General features: G+C 37.6%; 14 protein-coding genes. 6 read left to right on the plus strand and 8 right to left on the minus strand.

Annotation, left to right across the window (positions count from 1 at the left end):
- The first annotated feature begins 86 nt into the window (after positions 1-86).
- Together rbfA and L1S31_RS03265 are read left to right on the plus strand one after the other, a co-directional pair.
- Positions 87-479 carry a 30S ribosome-binding factor RbfA gene (gene rbfA / locus L1S31_RS03260; RefSeq protein WP_236462065.1) on the plus strand — a complete coding sequence of 131 codons (393 nt, stop codon included), beginning with the start codon at positions 87-89 and terminating at the stop codon, positions 477-479.
- A 6-nt stretch (positions 480-485) separates the two neighbouring features.
- Entirely contained in the window at positions 486-1,685 is a 1,200-nt protein-coding gene (locus tag L1S31_RS03265; protein ID WP_236462068.1) for an ABC transporter permease, read from the plus strand.
- On the opposite strand, the gene L1S31_RS03270 is transcribed toward L1S31_RS03265, so the two are convergent.
- The 5 genes from L1S31_RS03270 to L1S31_RS03290 form a co-directional block, all read right to left on the minus strand.
- Entirely contained in the window at positions 1,682-2,050 is a 369-nt protein-coding gene (locus L1S31_RS03270; protein WP_236462070.1) for a lysozyme inhibitor LprI family protein, read from the minus strand. The two genes, L1S31_RS03265 and L1S31_RS03270, sit on opposite strands and share 4 nt — an antisense overlap.
- A 28-nt stretch (positions 2,051-2,078) precedes the next feature.
- On the minus strand, positions 2,079-3,071 hold the full coding sequence (dusB, locus tag L1S31_RS03275; RefSeq protein WP_236462073.1) for a tRNA dihydrouridine synthase DusB: 993 nt from the start codon (positions 3,069-3,071) through the stop codon (positions 2,079-2,081).
- A 42-nt stretch (positions 3,072-3,113) separates the two neighbouring features.
- Positions 3,114-3,881 carry a TIGR03915 family putative DNA repair protein gene (locus L1S31_RS03280; RefSeq protein ID WP_236462075.1) on the minus strand — a complete coding sequence of 256 codons (768 nt, stop codon included), beginning with the start codon at positions 3,879-3,881 and terminating at the stop codon, positions 3,114-3,116.
- On the minus strand, positions 3,859-5,139 hold the full coding sequence (locus tag L1S31_RS03285; RefSeq protein WP_236462078.1) for a putative DNA modification/repair radical SAM protein: 1,281 nt from the start codon (positions 5,137-5,139) through the stop codon (positions 3,859-3,861). Before L1S31_RS03285 ends, L1S31_RS03280 begins: the two co-directional genes overlap by 23 nt.
- A 164-nt stretch (positions 5,140-5,303) precedes the next feature.
- Positions 5,304-6,161 (minus strand): SDR family oxidoreductase, encoded by an 858-nt coding sequence (locus L1S31_RS03290; protein ID WP_236462081.1) that lies wholly within the window; start codon positions 6,159-6,161, stop codon positions 5,304-5,306.
- A 168-nt stretch (positions 6,162-6,329) separates the two neighbouring features.
- Between L1S31_RS03290 and L1S31_RS03295 the strand changes: the two genes are divergently transcribed.
- The 4 genes from L1S31_RS03295 (at position 6,330) to thiL (ending at position 11,867) form a co-directional block, all read left to right on the plus strand.
- Entirely contained in the window at positions 6,330-7,382 is a 1,053-nt protein-coding gene (locus L1S31_RS03295; RefSeq protein ID WP_236462085.1) for a YihY/virulence factor BrkB family protein, read from the plus strand.
- 167 nt (positions 7,383-7,549) lie between these two features.
- The gene (lepA, locus tag L1S31_RS03300; protein WP_236462088.1) at positions 7,550-9,346 is read left to right on the plus strand and encodes a translation elongation factor 4; all 1,797 of its coding nucleotides are present in this window, start codon (positions 7,550-7,552) and stop codon (positions 9,344-9,346) included.
- Between the two features lie 82 nt (positions 9,347-9,428).
- Positions 9,429-10,784: a pentapeptide repeat-containing protein gene (locus L1S31_RS03305; RefSeq protein ID WP_236462091.1), complete on the plus strand. Its 1,356-nt coding sequence runs from the start codon at positions 9,429-9,431 to the stop codon at positions 10,782-10,784.
- A gap of 36 nt (positions 10,785-10,820) precedes the next feature.
- Positions 10,821-11,867, plus strand: a complete 1,047-nt coding sequence (gene thiL, locus L1S31_RS03310) for a thiamine-phosphate kinase (RefSeq protein ID WP_236462094.1) — start codon at positions 10,821-10,823, stop codon at positions 11,865-11,867.
- 163 nt (positions 11,868-12,030) lie between these two features.
- On the opposite strand, the gene L1S31_RS03315 is transcribed toward thiL, so the two are convergent.
- From L1S31_RS03315 to L1S31_RS03325, 3 genes are all read right to left on the minus strand, one after another.
- The gene (locus L1S31_RS03315) at positions 12,031-12,696 is read right to left on the minus strand and encodes a response regulator (protein WP_236462097.1); all 666 of its coding nucleotides are present in this window, start codon (positions 12,694-12,696) and stop codon (positions 12,031-12,033) included.
- The gene (locus L1S31_RS03320; protein WP_236462100.1) at positions 12,693-14,732 is read right to left on the minus strand and encodes a tetratricopeptide repeat-containing sensor histidine kinase; all 2,040 of its coding nucleotides are present in this window, start codon (positions 14,730-14,732) and stop codon (positions 12,693-12,695) included. The genes L1S31_RS03315 and L1S31_RS03320 overlap by 4 nt, the downstream gene beginning before the upstream one ends.
- 94 nt (positions 14,733-14,826) lie before the next feature.
- Positions 14,827-15,096: a hypothetical protein gene (locus L1S31_RS03325; RefSeq protein WP_236462105.1), complete on the minus strand. Its 270-nt coding sequence runs from the start codon at positions 15,094-15,096 to the stop codon at positions 14,827-14,829.
- Positions 15,097-15,363: the final 267 nt, after the last annotated feature.

A 15,363-nucleotide genomic window follows, 5' to 3' on the forward strand; every position in this document is an offset into this window, starting at 1 on the left:
CCTAAACAGAAGAATCCTGTGCTCCTAAAAACTTTGAAACTCTGCAACTCTGCCACTTTGTAACTTAAAAATCGTATTTTTGCGGCATGGAAACGAACAGACAGAAAAAAATTGGCAGTGTATTGCAAAAGGATTTAGTAGATATTTTGCAGGGTGAAGTGCGTAAAAATGGAATATCGAACCTCGTTATTTCGGTTTCTAAAGTAAGCGTAACCACTGATTTATCTATTGCTAAGGTTTACTTGAGCGTTTTCCCTCAGGATAAGGCAGCAGAATTATTGGAAGCGGTAAAAACCAACGCTCCTTTAATCAAGCACGATTTGTCGCAACGTGTAAAACTGCAATTGCGCAAAGTGCCTAACCTAGCTTTCTATATTGATGATTCGTTGGATTATATCGAAAAGATTGACAATGCCTTGTCAGGAAAAGAAAATCCTATTGAAAACCGTGACCTTCTGGAAAAACGCAAGAAATTTTAATTTCAATTGAGCTTCCCATTTTACATAGCCAAACGATATCTTTTTAGCAAAAGTAAAAACAATGCTATCAATATCATTACAGGCATTGCATCGATGGGAATTATTGTTGGGACACTGGCACTTTTTGTCGTCCTTTCGGTTTTTAGCGGCCTACGCGATTTTAGTTTATCCTTCTCCAATACGATTGACCCCGATTTAAAAGCAAATCCGATTCAGGGAAAAAGTTTTTTTATTTCTCCGGCTCAGGAAAAACAGATTTCTGCCATTGAAGGCATTGCTTCCTATAGCAAAGTTGTCGAAGAGCGTGTGCTGTTCTTTTTTGACGGCAAGGAACAGGTGACTTATTTAAAAGGTGTCGATGCCAATTATACCAAAATCAATGATGTTTCGCAAAATCTTTACAACGGAAAATGGCTCCGTTACAATACCGCTGAAGTAGTTGTTGGTTATGGGATTACACAAAAATTGTCGCTTGGCCTTTTTGATTTCAACAACGCCTTTGAAGTATACGTTCCCCGAAAAGGCAAAGCCCTGATTGAAAGCGAGGCAGAAGCTTTTAACAAAGCCGAGCTGATTCCGATTGGGATTTATGCCATTAGCGAAGATTTGGATTCCAAATATGTTTTCGCCGATTTACGATTGTCACAGGATTTACTGGAATACAAACCCAATCAGGTTTCCGCGGTTGAATTCAAGCTAAAGCCCAATGCTGATGAAGCAAAAATCACAGAAAAACTCAACGCTGTTTTCGATAATAAGATTGAAATAAAAAACCGTGCGCAGCTCAATGCTACGCTTTACAAAATGCTCAATACCGAAAATATTGCGGTCTACCTTATTTTTACCTTGGTCATTATCATTGCGCTTTTTAATTTGATTGGCGCATTAATCATGATGATACTCGACAAGAAAAGCAATCTGAAAACCCTTTATAACCTGGGTTCAGAAGTGAAGGATTTGAAGAAGATATTCCTGCTGCAGGGAAGCCTGCTCACCATTTTTGGAGGAATCGTTGGATTGATTTTAGGGATTTTCGTTGTGATTATCCAACAGCAATTCCGATTGATCATGATAACCGAATCTTTGCCTTATCCTGTAGTTTTCAGCATCCAGAATGTATTGATTGTAATGGGAACGATTATCGCACTCGGATTTATCTCGAGCTGGATTGCAAGCAGCCGTGTCACTAAGAAGTTGTTGGATTAAAGCCTTTTCAGCAATTCTTCAACCCGTTCAAAAATGAATTCGGCTTGTTTATCGGCAATAACCATTTTCTGGTCATCTCCTAGAAAGCCTTCATCCGCGTTGAGTTCTTTTTTTCGTACTTTTTTGAAATAGACATCTCTTTGTTTGATCCATTTGAGCTGTTCTTTCCTAAACTTTTCCCTGTCTTGCTTATTTAACCGGATACTGATTTTATTGTAAACAATATTCAGCAGGCTGTCAGCCTTATTAAAATATTCATACGAACATCCCAACATAAAATCGGCGTTGTCAAGGCATTTTTGATAATCCTGATGGATTTCGTTGATGCTGGCATGCGATTGTGCATTGCCAAAGGCAAAACTCAAAAGAGCAATAAATATTATATAGCTTTTTTTAAACAAACTGATAATTGGCGTACACCTGCTCGATTTCGTCCATAGCTTTGAATAAAGCTTCAGCGCTTTCGAGTGTGACTAATTTTAGGCGGTGTTCCTTAAAATTTGGAATTCCCTTAAAGTAATTGGTATAATGACGTCGCATTTCTACAATTCCGACACGTTCCCCTTTCCAGTCCATTGACCAGGTTAAGTGGTTTCGTGCAGCTTCAACTCTATCAGCTATCGTTGGCTGTGGCAAATGCTCTCCCGTTTTGAAGTAATGTTTGATTTCGTTAAAAATCCATGGATAACCAATCGCGGCACGTCCAATCATCATTCCGTCCAAACCGTATTTATTTTTGTATTCCAGGGCTTTTTCAGGAGAATCAATGTCGCCATTTCCAAAAATAGGCATGGTAATTCTTGCATTATTTTTAACTCTAGCGATATGCGACCAGTCGGAATGCCCTTTATACATTTGGGCTCTGGTCCTTGCATGGACCGTCAATGCCTGAACGCCAATATCCTGTAATCTTTCGGCAACTTCGTCAATATTAATAGAACTTTCGTCCCAACCCAATCTGGTTTTTACCGTTACCGGAAGATTGGTTCCTTTAATTACGGCTTTAGTCAAACGCACCATCAAATCAACATCTTTCAAAACTCCGGCACCGGCACCTTTGCAGACTACTTTTTTTACGGGACAGCCAAAATTGATATCCACCAAATCGGGCTGAACCGCATCAACAATTTTTGCTGACATTTCCATTGCCTCTTCATCACCACCAAAAATCTGGATTCCGACTGGTCTTTCGTAATCAAAAATGTCCAATTTCATACGGCTTTTTATCGCATCGCGAATCAATCCTTCAGAAGAAATGAATTCCGAATACATCAAATCAGCGCCGTGTAGTTTGCACAAACGACGGAATGGCGGATCGCTTACATCTTCCATGGGCGCAAGCAAAAGCGGGAAATCAGGTAATATGATGTTGCCGATTTTTGGCATAACTTTAATTTTAACCGCGCAAAATTACGTTTTTATTCCTATTTAAAAAGATTTCTTTTCGGTTAAGTATTTCCAATAGCGTTTTGGAACATGCTGAAGATGAAGCTTTTTGTTTTTTCGTTCCTTAATATTGGTATGGTCAAAATATTCCGCCCATAGTTTTTGATATTCGATTTCAATATCTGAAAAGACTTGATTTTTATTATCTCCAAGCGATTTGATATCCAAATCCATAGTAATGATTTCGATATTTTTCAAATCATAATACACGCCATACTTTCTGCGCAAATCATAAATCAGCCACTTTTGGTCCTGATACCGATTTTTGAAATGCCTTATGATTAAAGTAAGCACATCAAAATCGGGGTCGATTTTGGCAAAATAGATTCCATCTTTCAGCAATTCAAAACGGATGAATGCTTCCATTCTGTGCTTTTCGCGGCCTACGCTTTTTGTCAATTGTGTAATTTGTAAAACCGCATCATTGGAGAAATCCTTTAAAATGTTTTTTGCCGGATTTGCTATAGCATATTGTATTACATCAAAAAGAATGTCTTCAATTCCTTCATTTTCAGATAAAAAAGCATAAATCAAAACCCTGATTCCGTCAGCTTCCAATTGTCCTTTTAATTTTTTCAGTACACGATCCGCTTTTTCATCATCCGTAATGATTTCGATTGGTTCTGCAAACAGGTTTTGCTGAGCATCATTGCTCCTTATGATTTTAGGTTGCTGGTATTTAAATTCAAAAATCTCAAAAACAACCGTCAGAAAACCTTCAAAGGTACTATCGTAGGAAAGTAACGTCATTGAGTAATGAAGTTTGATTATCAAAAGGTTTTTCAAATTTGGATTTGATGTCCGTCAGGATGATTTGCTTCAGGTTTAGGGCATTCAGGAATTTCAGATGTGTATTATCGCCACTGACGGAAATGAAATACCGTGCCCTGTTTATGGCAACGCCAATTTTTTTCAAATGTTCTAAAGTCAGGTTCTGAAAACGCCTTGCATGCACAATTTTATGTGCCGATTTCACCCCGATTCCCGGAACACGCAGTATCATTTCCAAAGGAGCGTTTTGAATTATAACCGGAAATTGGGTAATATTCCGCAACGCCCAACCCATTTTTGGATCCACTTCCAAATCGAGGAACGGATTATTTTTTTCGAGGATTTCGTTTGCCTTAAATCCGTAAAAACGCATCAGCCAATCAGCCTGATACAGCCTGTTTTCACGAACTACCGGAACCTGGGCGCCAATTGCGGGCAATCTCGTGTCATTGGAAATCGGCACATAACCTGAATAATAAACCCGTTTCAGGTTGAAATTATTATAGAAATGATCTGCAACCTGTATAATCTGGTAATCATTTTCCTGTGTGGCACCAACAATGACCTGTGTACTTTGCCCGGCCGGAGCAAATTTGGGAACGTGTTTGTATTTTTTACTTTCTTCCTTGTACTGAATCAGTTCATTTTTGACAAATCCCATCGGTTTGATCATCTGTTGGTGATCTTTGTCGGGAGCAAGGAGTTTCAACCCGGATTCGGTTGGGATTTCAAGATTCATGCTTAAACGGTCGGCATATAATCCGGCTTCGCGCATCAATTCGTCAGAAGCTCCGGGAATACTTTTAAGATGAATGTATCCATTGAAATTATGTTCGAGGCGTAATTTTTTGGCCACCCGAACGAGACGCTCCATGGTATAATCGGCATTTTTGAAAATTCCGGAACTCAGGAACAAGCCTTCAATATAATTCCTGCGGTAAAAATTTATTGTTAAATCTACAACTTCGTCAACAGTAAACGCCGCACGTTTGATATCGTTGCTTTTTCTCGTGACGCAATACGCACAATCGTAAATGCAGAAATTGGTCAACAGGATTTTAAGCAGTGAAACGCATCTTCCGTCCTCAGTATAGGTGTGGCAAATTCCCGAAGCTGAGGAATCGCCCAATCCTTTATTCTTGTTTTTCCGATTACCTCCACTGGAAGAACAGGACACATCATATTTGGCTGCGTCCGCAAGAATTTCCAATTTTTCCTTGAGTTTTTCGTAATCCAATTTGGGGGAGATTTAGGGTATTCTGGTAAGCAAATTTAGTAGATATCTGCACCCTAATTTCAAAGATTTAGTTAATTAACGTTTGTTCAACGAAATGAGCAATGTTTACCATAAAAATAGTTTAAAACACTGATTTTAAATAAACATACGTTAAGCAGGTTTACCTAACCTCCAACAATTTCACCACCATTTATATGAATCATCTGCCCTGTAATATAAGAACTGTCCTCGCAAGCCAGGAAAACATAAGCTGGTCCAACTTCAGAAGGTTGGCCTGCTCTTTTCATTGGTGTTTTTTTTCCGAACTGGGCTACTTCTTTTTTGTCAAAACTTGCCGGAATTAATGGTGTCCAAATTGGTCCCGGCGCAACGCCGTTGACACGAATTCCTTTTTCTACTAATTGTTGGGCCATCGATTGGGTGAAGGATACAATTGCGCCTTTCGTACTAGCGTAATCAACAAGATGACCACTGCCACGATAGGCCGTAACAGATGCCGTATTAATTATTACATCTCCTTTTTTAAAGTTTTTTAAAGCTTCTTCTGTGGTGTAAAAAAAAGGGAAGATGTTAGTTTCAAATGTTTGGTGTAAATTTTCTTTTGTTATTTGTTTAATATCGTCTTCCGGATATTGAACCGCAGCATTATTCACCAGTATGTTCAGTTTCCCGAATTTTTTAATTGTTTTGGAAACAATGTCCCGCGAGAATTTCTCCTTTTTAACATCTCCAGAAATCACCAGGCATTCTGCTCCTGCTTCTTCAATAAGTTTTTGGGTAATCTGGGCATCCTCATCATTGCTATGGTAAACGATGGCAATATTGGCACCTTCCTTTGCAAAATGTACGGCAACGCTTCTACCGATTCCGCTATCACCACCAGTTATTAATGCTACTTTCCCTTTGAGTTTCCCACTTCCTTTATAGTTTTTACGGATATATTCGGGTTGAGGAAACATTTTGGTTTCCTTACCATGTTGCGCTGATTGATGCTGAGGCGGAAATGATTTTGGCTTTTCCATGACGAAATATATTTTGTTTACCACAAAATTCGCTTAACATCCTGATAATATGTTATATCTTTTCTTCGTTGTTTACCAAAATTTTAAGGCAATTATGCAACAAAAGTGAGAAATACTATAATTTATTTTAACAGCAATCAAATAGCTTTGTTGTAAATTGGAGTAGGTATGAAAACAGAAATCACCATGCATGCCGCCTTTAGGATTTTAAAAGATACTTTCAATGGTTTTCTAGAGGATCGCGCATTGAAATTCAGTGCGTCATTATCTTATTATACCGTATTTTCCCTTGCGCCACTTTTATTATTACTGATTTCCCTTGCCGGAGTTTTCTTTGGGCGTGAAGCCATTCAGGGAAAGATTTTTGGCGAAATCAACGGGATTATTGGCAATGATGCTGCAGCTCAAATTCAGGAAATTATCAGGAATATGGAGCTTTCCGGCGAGACCACTTTGGCATTGATTATTGGCTCAATTACATTGGTCATTGGTGCTACCAGCGTTTTTGGCGAAATCCAGGACTCTATTAACATCATTTGGAAGGTAAAAGCAAAACCAAAACGTGGCTGGCTGAAATTACTCCAGGACAGGCTGCTGTCTTCGTCTTTAATTGTTGGCCTTGGGTTTTTGTTAATCGTTTCATTGGTTATCAATGGAGCTTTAGTCGCCTTATCGGATTGGCTGAAAGGCTATTTCCCCGATGTTACGATAATTGCATTTCAAATTCTTAATATACTAATAGGATTTATAGTCATTACAACCCTTTTTGGTGTTATCTTTAAGGTACTGCCTGATGCAAAAATTGCCTGGAAGGATGTACGTGCCGGAGCTTTTTTCACTGCCTGCCTTTTTATGCTGGGTCGATATCTTATTGGGCTGTATATAAACTACAGTGGCACTGCTTCGGCTTATGGAGCGGCAGGTTCCTTGATTGTCATTTTGGTTTGGGTGTATTATACTGCTGCGATTTTATATTTCGGAGCCGAATTTACAAGAGTTTATGCCGAATATATGGGCGCCAAGATTGAACCTGCTGATTATGCCGTGTATGTGGAACAACAGGAAAAGGAAAAAGACGTGGCAGTGCTTCCGGATACAGCAAAACCCGATGCAGAAGTAATTGTGAAACCAGAACCTAAGCCTGTTCCAAAAACAGTCAAAAAGCCTGCAAAAACTACAGATACTCCCAAACCAAAAACAAAAAAAGCCGACGGCAAATAGCTTTATTCAGATTTGCTTCTTTGCTATCCTTTTTAAATCAAAACTTTGACCTATATTTGCCGATTAAACGATGACTGCGTTAAGGATTGGAGCAAGTACCGTGTACTGCGGAAAGCCTGACCGCGCCGAAGGCGGGGTAACGCCCAAAAAATCGATAGACAAAGAAGATGAAGCACATTAGGAATTTTTGCATTATTGCACATATTGACCACGGAAAAAGTACGTTGGCGGACCGACTTCTTGGCGCAACGCAAACCGTTACGGCACGTGAAGAAAAGGCTCAATTGCTTGACAATATGGACCTGGAGCGTGAACGTGGAATTACCATAAAAAGCCACGCCATCCAGATGGAGTACAAATACAAAGGCGAGGATTATATCCTCAACCTTATTGATACTCCGGGACACGTTGATTTCTCGTATGAGGTTTCGCGTTCGATTGCGGCCTGCGAAGGTGCCTTATTGATTGTTGATGCAGCCCAAAGCATCCAGGCACAAACGATTTCTAATTTATATTTGGCTTTAGAGAATGACCTTGAGATCATTCCGGTTTTGAATAAGGTCGATCTACCAAGTGCCAATCCTGAAGAGGTTAGCGACGATATCATTGATTTATTGGGTTGCAAACTTGAAGATATTATCCATGCTTCGGGTAAGACCGGTTTTGGTGTAGAAAATATTTTGGCAGCAATCATTGAAAAGATTCCGGCTCCAAAAGGAGTAAAAGACGAACCATTGCAGGCGTTGATTTTTGACTCTGTTTACAATCCGTTTCGTGGAATTGAAGTTATTTTCCGTATCAAAAACGGAGAAATCAGAAAAGGCCAGAAAATCAAATTCATGGCAACCGATAATGAATATTTTGCGGATGAAGTTGGGACGCTGAAATTAAACCAAGTGCCGAAAGATGTGATTTCTACAGGAGATGTGGGTTATTTGATTTCGGGAATTAAGGAAGCTAAGGAAGTAAAAGTGGGTGATACCATCACCGATGCGAAAACTCCAACCACGAATATGATTACGGGATTTGAGGATGTAAAACCGATGGTTTTTGCTGGAATTTATCCTGTTGACACTGAAGATTACGAAGATTTGCGTTCTTCGATGGAGAAATTGCAACTGAACGATGCTTCGTTGGTATTTACTCCGGAAAGTTCTGCAGCTTTAGGTTTTGGTTTCCGTTGCGGATTCCTTGGAATGCTGCATATGGAAATCATCCAGGAGCGATTGGAGCGTGAGTTCGATATGACCGTAATTACTACGGTTCCAAACGTTTCGTATTTGGCTTACACCAAAAAGGAGCCGGAAAAAGGACTGATTGTAAACAATCCATCCGATTTACCGGAACCATCAAAACTGGACCGCGTTGAAGAACCTTATATCAAGGCAACCATCATTACCAAAGCCGATTTCGTGGGTAACGTAATGAGTTTGTGTATTGAAAAACGTGGATTGATTACCAATCAGACGTATTTGACTACTGAAAGGGTTGAATTGAATTTTGATATGCCTTTGGCGGAAATTGTATTTGACTTTTATGACCGATTGAAAACCGTTTCCAAAGGATATGCTTCTTTTGATTATTCCCCAATTGGAATGCGGGCTTCCAAATTGGTAAAACTGGACGTTTTATTGAATGCACAGACTGTTGATGCGCTTTCGGCCTTGATTCATGAGGACAATGCGTATCATATTGGCAAAAAAATGACCGAGAAATTGCGTGAATTAATCCCAAGACAGCAGTTTGACATTCCGATTCAGGCGGCAATTGGTGCCAAAATCATTGCTCGTGAAACCATCAAGGCGTTGAGGAAAGACGTAACGGCAAAATGTTATGGTGGAGATATTTCGCGTAAGCGTAAACTTTTGGAAAAACAGAAAAAAGGTAAAAAACGTATGCGTCAGGTTGGGAACGTAGAGATTCCGCAGGAAGCTTTTATGGCGGTACTGAAACTGAACGACTAGTTTTAAAATAAATTATATAGAAAACCCAACAGCAAAAGTTGTTGGGTTTTTTGATTAAATTTGGATGAGTTAAATTATTGATATGGTTGATTTATCCGAAGAAATTAAAAATGGCAGGAGAAGGTTTGAAAATGAAATTTTTCATCCTATTTCTGAATTGAAAGGCATAGAGGACATCTTTCCATATATTTCAATATTAGAATTTATAAAGTGCGAATTCAATGGCTTTACGTTAGAAGAAGTTAGTAATCCTGATATGGAAATCCATTTTAATGAATGTCTTTTTAATGACGCATTTCGTTTTAAGGATATTTACTTAAACAATTTATTATTTCAGGACACTCAAAAGATAACTAGTGTTAACATCTCTGGAAAATTTACAAAGATCCAATTTAGTAAAAATGGCTACAGGGGATTAATTGGAGACATTCATCTTGACGTAGAAATAGTCAAGGAATTGAATTTTAGAAATTATCATCACGAAAAAGGGTCTTTTGTATTAACTGTAAACAACGGAAGCCCGGAAAAGAAAAAAGAATTTAGAACATTCTTCACCAATGCGCAATTTGGTGAACTTACCGTAATTGATTCAACCTTTGGTTATTTAACAGATTTTGAAAATATAATAATATATGACAGCTTAAACTTTATAGACTGCACTTTTGAAAAATTATCCTTTAACAACTCGAAAATCGTAGGAGCATTAAGTTTCAGGGATTGTATATTTAATAAACCCGCTTATTTTCAAAATATGATAAGTAAGGCGCTTACTGGGATTATAATTATGGACTCAAAATTTCATGACTCAGTAAATTTTAATTATTCAAGAATAAACACATTCACTCTTAAAGACAATGTTTTTTTACAACTAAGTTATTTTCAAGAAATAAAACTGAATGTTATCTGGATCCATCAAACCATTTTTGAAAAAGGCGCATTGTTTGATGACATTCGAATCAATAATATCGAAAACTGTAGTAGAAGTGCTATTAGAATTATAAAGCAGGAATTACAGAGAGCTGAAAATAGAATTGATTTTAACCGTTTCAAAAACTATGAAATGGCAACTTACTACAATGAATTGAATTGGAATAATCATTTTATCGACAAGTCGATTCTTTATATGACCAAAATATCTACCGATTTTGGGAATAGTTGGATAAGAGCATTAAATTTTACGCTTTTATCAGGATTTCTATTTTTCTCTTTATTGTTTATTACTGAAAACTACAATAATGCCTTTGATTTAAAAAACTGGACTCAATTTACCTCTGGCTTTTTCCGATTCTTTTTGGTGACCGATTTCTATAATCCATTGGAAACTGAAAGAGTATATCTGACAAACCCTTTAAGCTGGATTATTTTTATTTTTGGTAAAATTGTGATCGCCTTCGGTATCTACGAAATGATTCAGTCCTTCAGGAAATTCAAAGCGTAAAAACTTCGTACCTTTGCACCTCAAAACTAAAAGAAAATGCTAGAAGATAAATCTCCGCAACGAACCTCACTTTCCCAATTGGGTGAATTTGGCCTGATTGAACATTTGACCAGAAGATTTGAGGTAAAACAACCGTCAACATTAAAAAGCATTGGCGATGATGCAGCGGTTTTGGATTTTAAGGATAAAAAAGCCGTTGTTTCTACTGATTTGCTGATTGAAGGCGTTCACTTTGATTTGTCCTATATGCCTTTGCGTCATTTGGGTTACAAAGCTGTGGTCGTAAACGTCTCTGACATTTGCGCAATGAATGCCAAAGCTACCCAAATTACGGTTTCGGTGGCGGTTTCCAATCGTTTTCCGCTGGAAGCCCTTGAGGATTTATTTGACGGAATTGCCTTGGCGGCCAAATTCTATGATGTAGATGTGATTGGTGGTGATACTACTTCCTCTCAAAAAGGATTGATTATTTCCATTACCGCAATTGGTGAGGCTAATGCTGAAGATATTGTTTATAGAGACGGTGCCAACAATGGCGATTTGCTTGTGGTTAGTGGCGATTTGGGTTCGGCTTACATGGGATTACAGGTTTTGGAGCGTGAAAAACAAGTATTCCAGGTAAATCCAAACAATCAACCCGATTTGGATGCTTATACTTATTTGATAGAACGCCAGTTAAAACCGGAAGCACGCCATGATATCAAGGAATTATTGAGGAAACTCGAAGTAAAACCTACTTCGATGATTGATATTTCGGATGGTTTGTCTTCTGAAATTATCCATATCTGCAAACAGTCGAAAGTTGGCTGCAATCTATACGAAGAAAAAATTCCGGTTGATCCACAATTTATTAATGTTTGTGAGGAATTCAATATCGACAGTACGACTGTTGCCATTAATGGTGGAGAAGACTATGAATTGCTGTTTACGATTGCTTTGGAAGATTTTGACAAAATAAAAGCCAATCCAAACTTTACGGTAATTGGTCACCTGACCCAGGAAAGCGAAGGCATTCACCTGATTACAAGAGCCAATACCAAGATTCCTTTAAAAGCCCGAGGTTGGGATGCCATGGATGAATAAATAAAAAAGCGATACTTAAAAGTATCGCTTTTTTTCCCCTGAATTCTTAATAAATCAAACTGTAACACTAGTGTTATAGCCTTAATCTACTTAATAACCCTAAAATCTAAAGCTAATTTAGGGCATGTATTTTAAAGGACTGTTACGGTTTCCCGCATAATCGTTAAATGACACCTTTTGTTTTGGCTTCGTTGATCAAATCGACATCGGTTCCGCCTGTCACTTCAAGTATTTCACGGATATTCAGCTTGCGTTTTTCAATTGCGCTAAGCGATAACGGAATGTATTGTGGCAAATCTTTGGTCTTAACACCTTTCGATAAGTGAAACAGGATTTGCTTGTCAAAGGCATCCAATTCGATATTGTTGTATTGTGCCTGTCCTACCAGTTTGATAACGGTTTGGCTGTAATAGCTCTCTTCGTTTATGATTTTGTCGAATGCAAAAATCAGCTCATCAAAAGTCAAATCATTTTTGATTACTAATCCACTTGGATTGATGTTTTTGATGATGTTGTTGATTTTGAGTAATTCGGTATGCATCGTCAACAGGATGATTTTGCAGTCCGGCATTTCGGTTTTCATCAAAGCTGCCAGGTCTTCACCGGAATAAATTCCTTTTTCTGCGTATTCGGGCATACTGATATCAAAAAAAGCCACATTAAAAGGAGTTTTGGCCTCCATAATGCTTTCATAGCCGGTTTTGCAATTGTTGGCCTGCGTCACCACAAACTCATATCCCTGCTGGCTGTATTTATCTAACGCATTGCGATACGCCTGGATAATGAACGGGTGATCGTCTACTATTAAAATGTTGATTGGATTTGTCATGCTTCGATTGGTTGTTTAGTTTCTATTGGGACTGTGATTATAATTTTGGTTCCATGGTCTTTTTTAGAGCTGATGTCTATGATTCCCTGGCAATCATGAGTCCTTGAAATCATGTTCTGCATTCCGATTCCTTTGCTTTTCTTATTGACATCAAAGCCAATTCCGTTGTCCTGTATTTTTAGGTAGACATTTTCAGCATCTCCGCTAATGTCAACCTTAATTTCCTTAGCATTGGCGTACTTGTTGATATTTTGTAAACCTTCCTGCAGAATTCGATACAGGTTAATTTTTATGGCATTTCCTATCTTATCCCAGTCGATTTTGGTTTCAATATGGTATTCAACGTTTGCCTCGTGCAGGGATTTTTGTTCTTCCAGTAAATTGTGCACGATTGATACAAAGTTATTAATTAAAACCATTTTTTCCCTATTTAGGTCGTGTGAAATTTCACGGATATCCTGTTCGATGGTTTTGAGCTCGTTGAGCAGTTCCAATCTTTTCTGCATCGAATCGGCATCTGTGCTCGAGTTAAGGCTGTCTAAGTTTAACCTCAACCCAAACATTCTTCCTAAAACCCCGTCATGCAAATCCTGGGCAAGGCGTTTCTTTTCCTTGTTTCGGCTCTCGTCAATGATAGATTGCTGCGACATCATCAGGTTAAAGATTTCCTCATTGGCTTTCTGCTGGTTCTGCTTAAACAATAACTCCCGCGTTCGGGCTCGTTGCGCCCTTACTACGAATAATAAGGAGACGAGGATAATGGTGACGATGAAAACGTAAAGTAACCTGCGATTTCTGCCTTCTAGTACGTCTTTTTCCTGAATGATTTCGTCTGTTTCCAAACGAATTCGATTAAACCTATCTTTAGATTGTCGTTCTACTATTTGAAGACTGTCACTAATTCTGATATAGTCTGCAGAATATTTTGATGATTTTTTGATGTCAACTACTTGTGCCTGTTTTAATGCTAGTACAATATTGCCTGGGATTTTAGAGGCCTTAGCAACATTCAATGCATCTTGAGAATATTTTATAGATAAACTCACATCACCTTTCTTTTGATAATATTCCGAAATATGAATATAACTTCCAACAATTACAGTAGGGTCATTCAATTTTTTTCTTATTTCAAGCGCATCGAAAAATAATTTTGGCAGTCCTTCATAATTAGAGGACTCCAAACGTGAATAGGCTAAATTATCAATTAAAAGAGAATACAAATCAGGATCATCTTTAAGAATGGATTTATCTTTTAACCCTTGTTCAAAATTAACAATCGCTTCACCATATTTTTTTTGTTTAATATATAAATAACCTAGATTGTTGTAGCAGACTGCTTCTTGATGATTTTCATCCTGTAAATTAAACTGGCGAACAGTTTCTAGAGCTTTTGTATGATAAAAAACAGCTTTGTCATATTCTTTAAGTTCATTGTAAACTAAACCGAGTTGATTTAATGTGCCATATAAGTTTCTCTTGTTATCTGAATCTTTATAAATTGAATATGCTCTGGAAAGTGATAACTCAGCACCAAGAAAGTCTGTTACCAAATATTGTACTACTCCCTTATTTAAACAAATATTTGCTAAAGTTAATTGGTCCTTTTGATAGAGCTTTTCTGCCTTTGAAAAATATATGAATGCACTATCAAGTACTTGTTCATTTTTATAAAAGAAAGCTCTACATCTGTAGGCTTTTCCCAAATTCACCGAGTCAGAAGATGACAATGAATATTTAAGTAGTACTTTGGAAGATTTATCAAACCCTTCTTCAATATTAAAATTATAATATTGGAATGCGATATCACTCAGCAAATTTCGTGTTTGCTGAGTATTGTTATTATTAGACGCAAGTTTAAATGCGTTGCCTAAAAATTTAACTCTTTGTTCGTCACTATATTTTTCCTGGTTTGAGAGTTTTAGGAAATATTCGCCTCTATCTGAAATATTTTTATTTTCAGAAACATCTTGAGGTTTCTTTTTTGTACAGGCGCAAAAGAATGTCAGAAGAATTAAAGTAGCGTATCTTATTTTCAAGTCCAGTTAATTATTTAACAAATGTAACAAACTAACACAAAAAAAAAGCCACTAAATAAAATTAGTGGCTTACATTATATTGAATGTATTTTACTTATATAGTTCCTCCGGTACTTTTCCCGCCGATTTCTAAACTACCTCCAGTGTTTAATCCTCCATCAGTACTTTTTCCACCGATTTCATAACCACCTCCAGTATTTAATCCTCCATCAGTACTTTTCCCACCGATTTCTAAACCATTACCTGTTCCTCCACCTGTACCTAAGTCACCTGGAGTACTTTTTCCTCCGATTTCTGGAGTTGTAAATGACGTGACAATTAACATTAATGCCAATAACCCGAATGTTGTTGCTAATTTTTTCATAATTTGAGACTTTTATATTTTTGTTTTGCTTTCGTTTTTTTGTGTGTGCCTTTTCAATTTGATTTGAGGCTGTTGCACTTTCACGATGTAAAAATATATCGGTTATCTGTATCGGGTGATATGAAAAAGGGCGTTTATGGTGAAATGATGTCGTTTGATAGTGGATGATACCCAAATCCGAGTGGATGATTTTTGGGTTTTTTGCAATTTTAACGTAAAACCTTGATTTTATTGACTTTATTAAAAGTCCAATTTATGAGATAAACG

Source organism: Flavobacterium wongokense (assembly GCF_021608265.1).
Lineage (GTDB): Bacteria > Bacteroidota > Bacteroidia > Flavobacteriales > Flavobacteriaceae > Flavobacterium > Flavobacterium wongokense.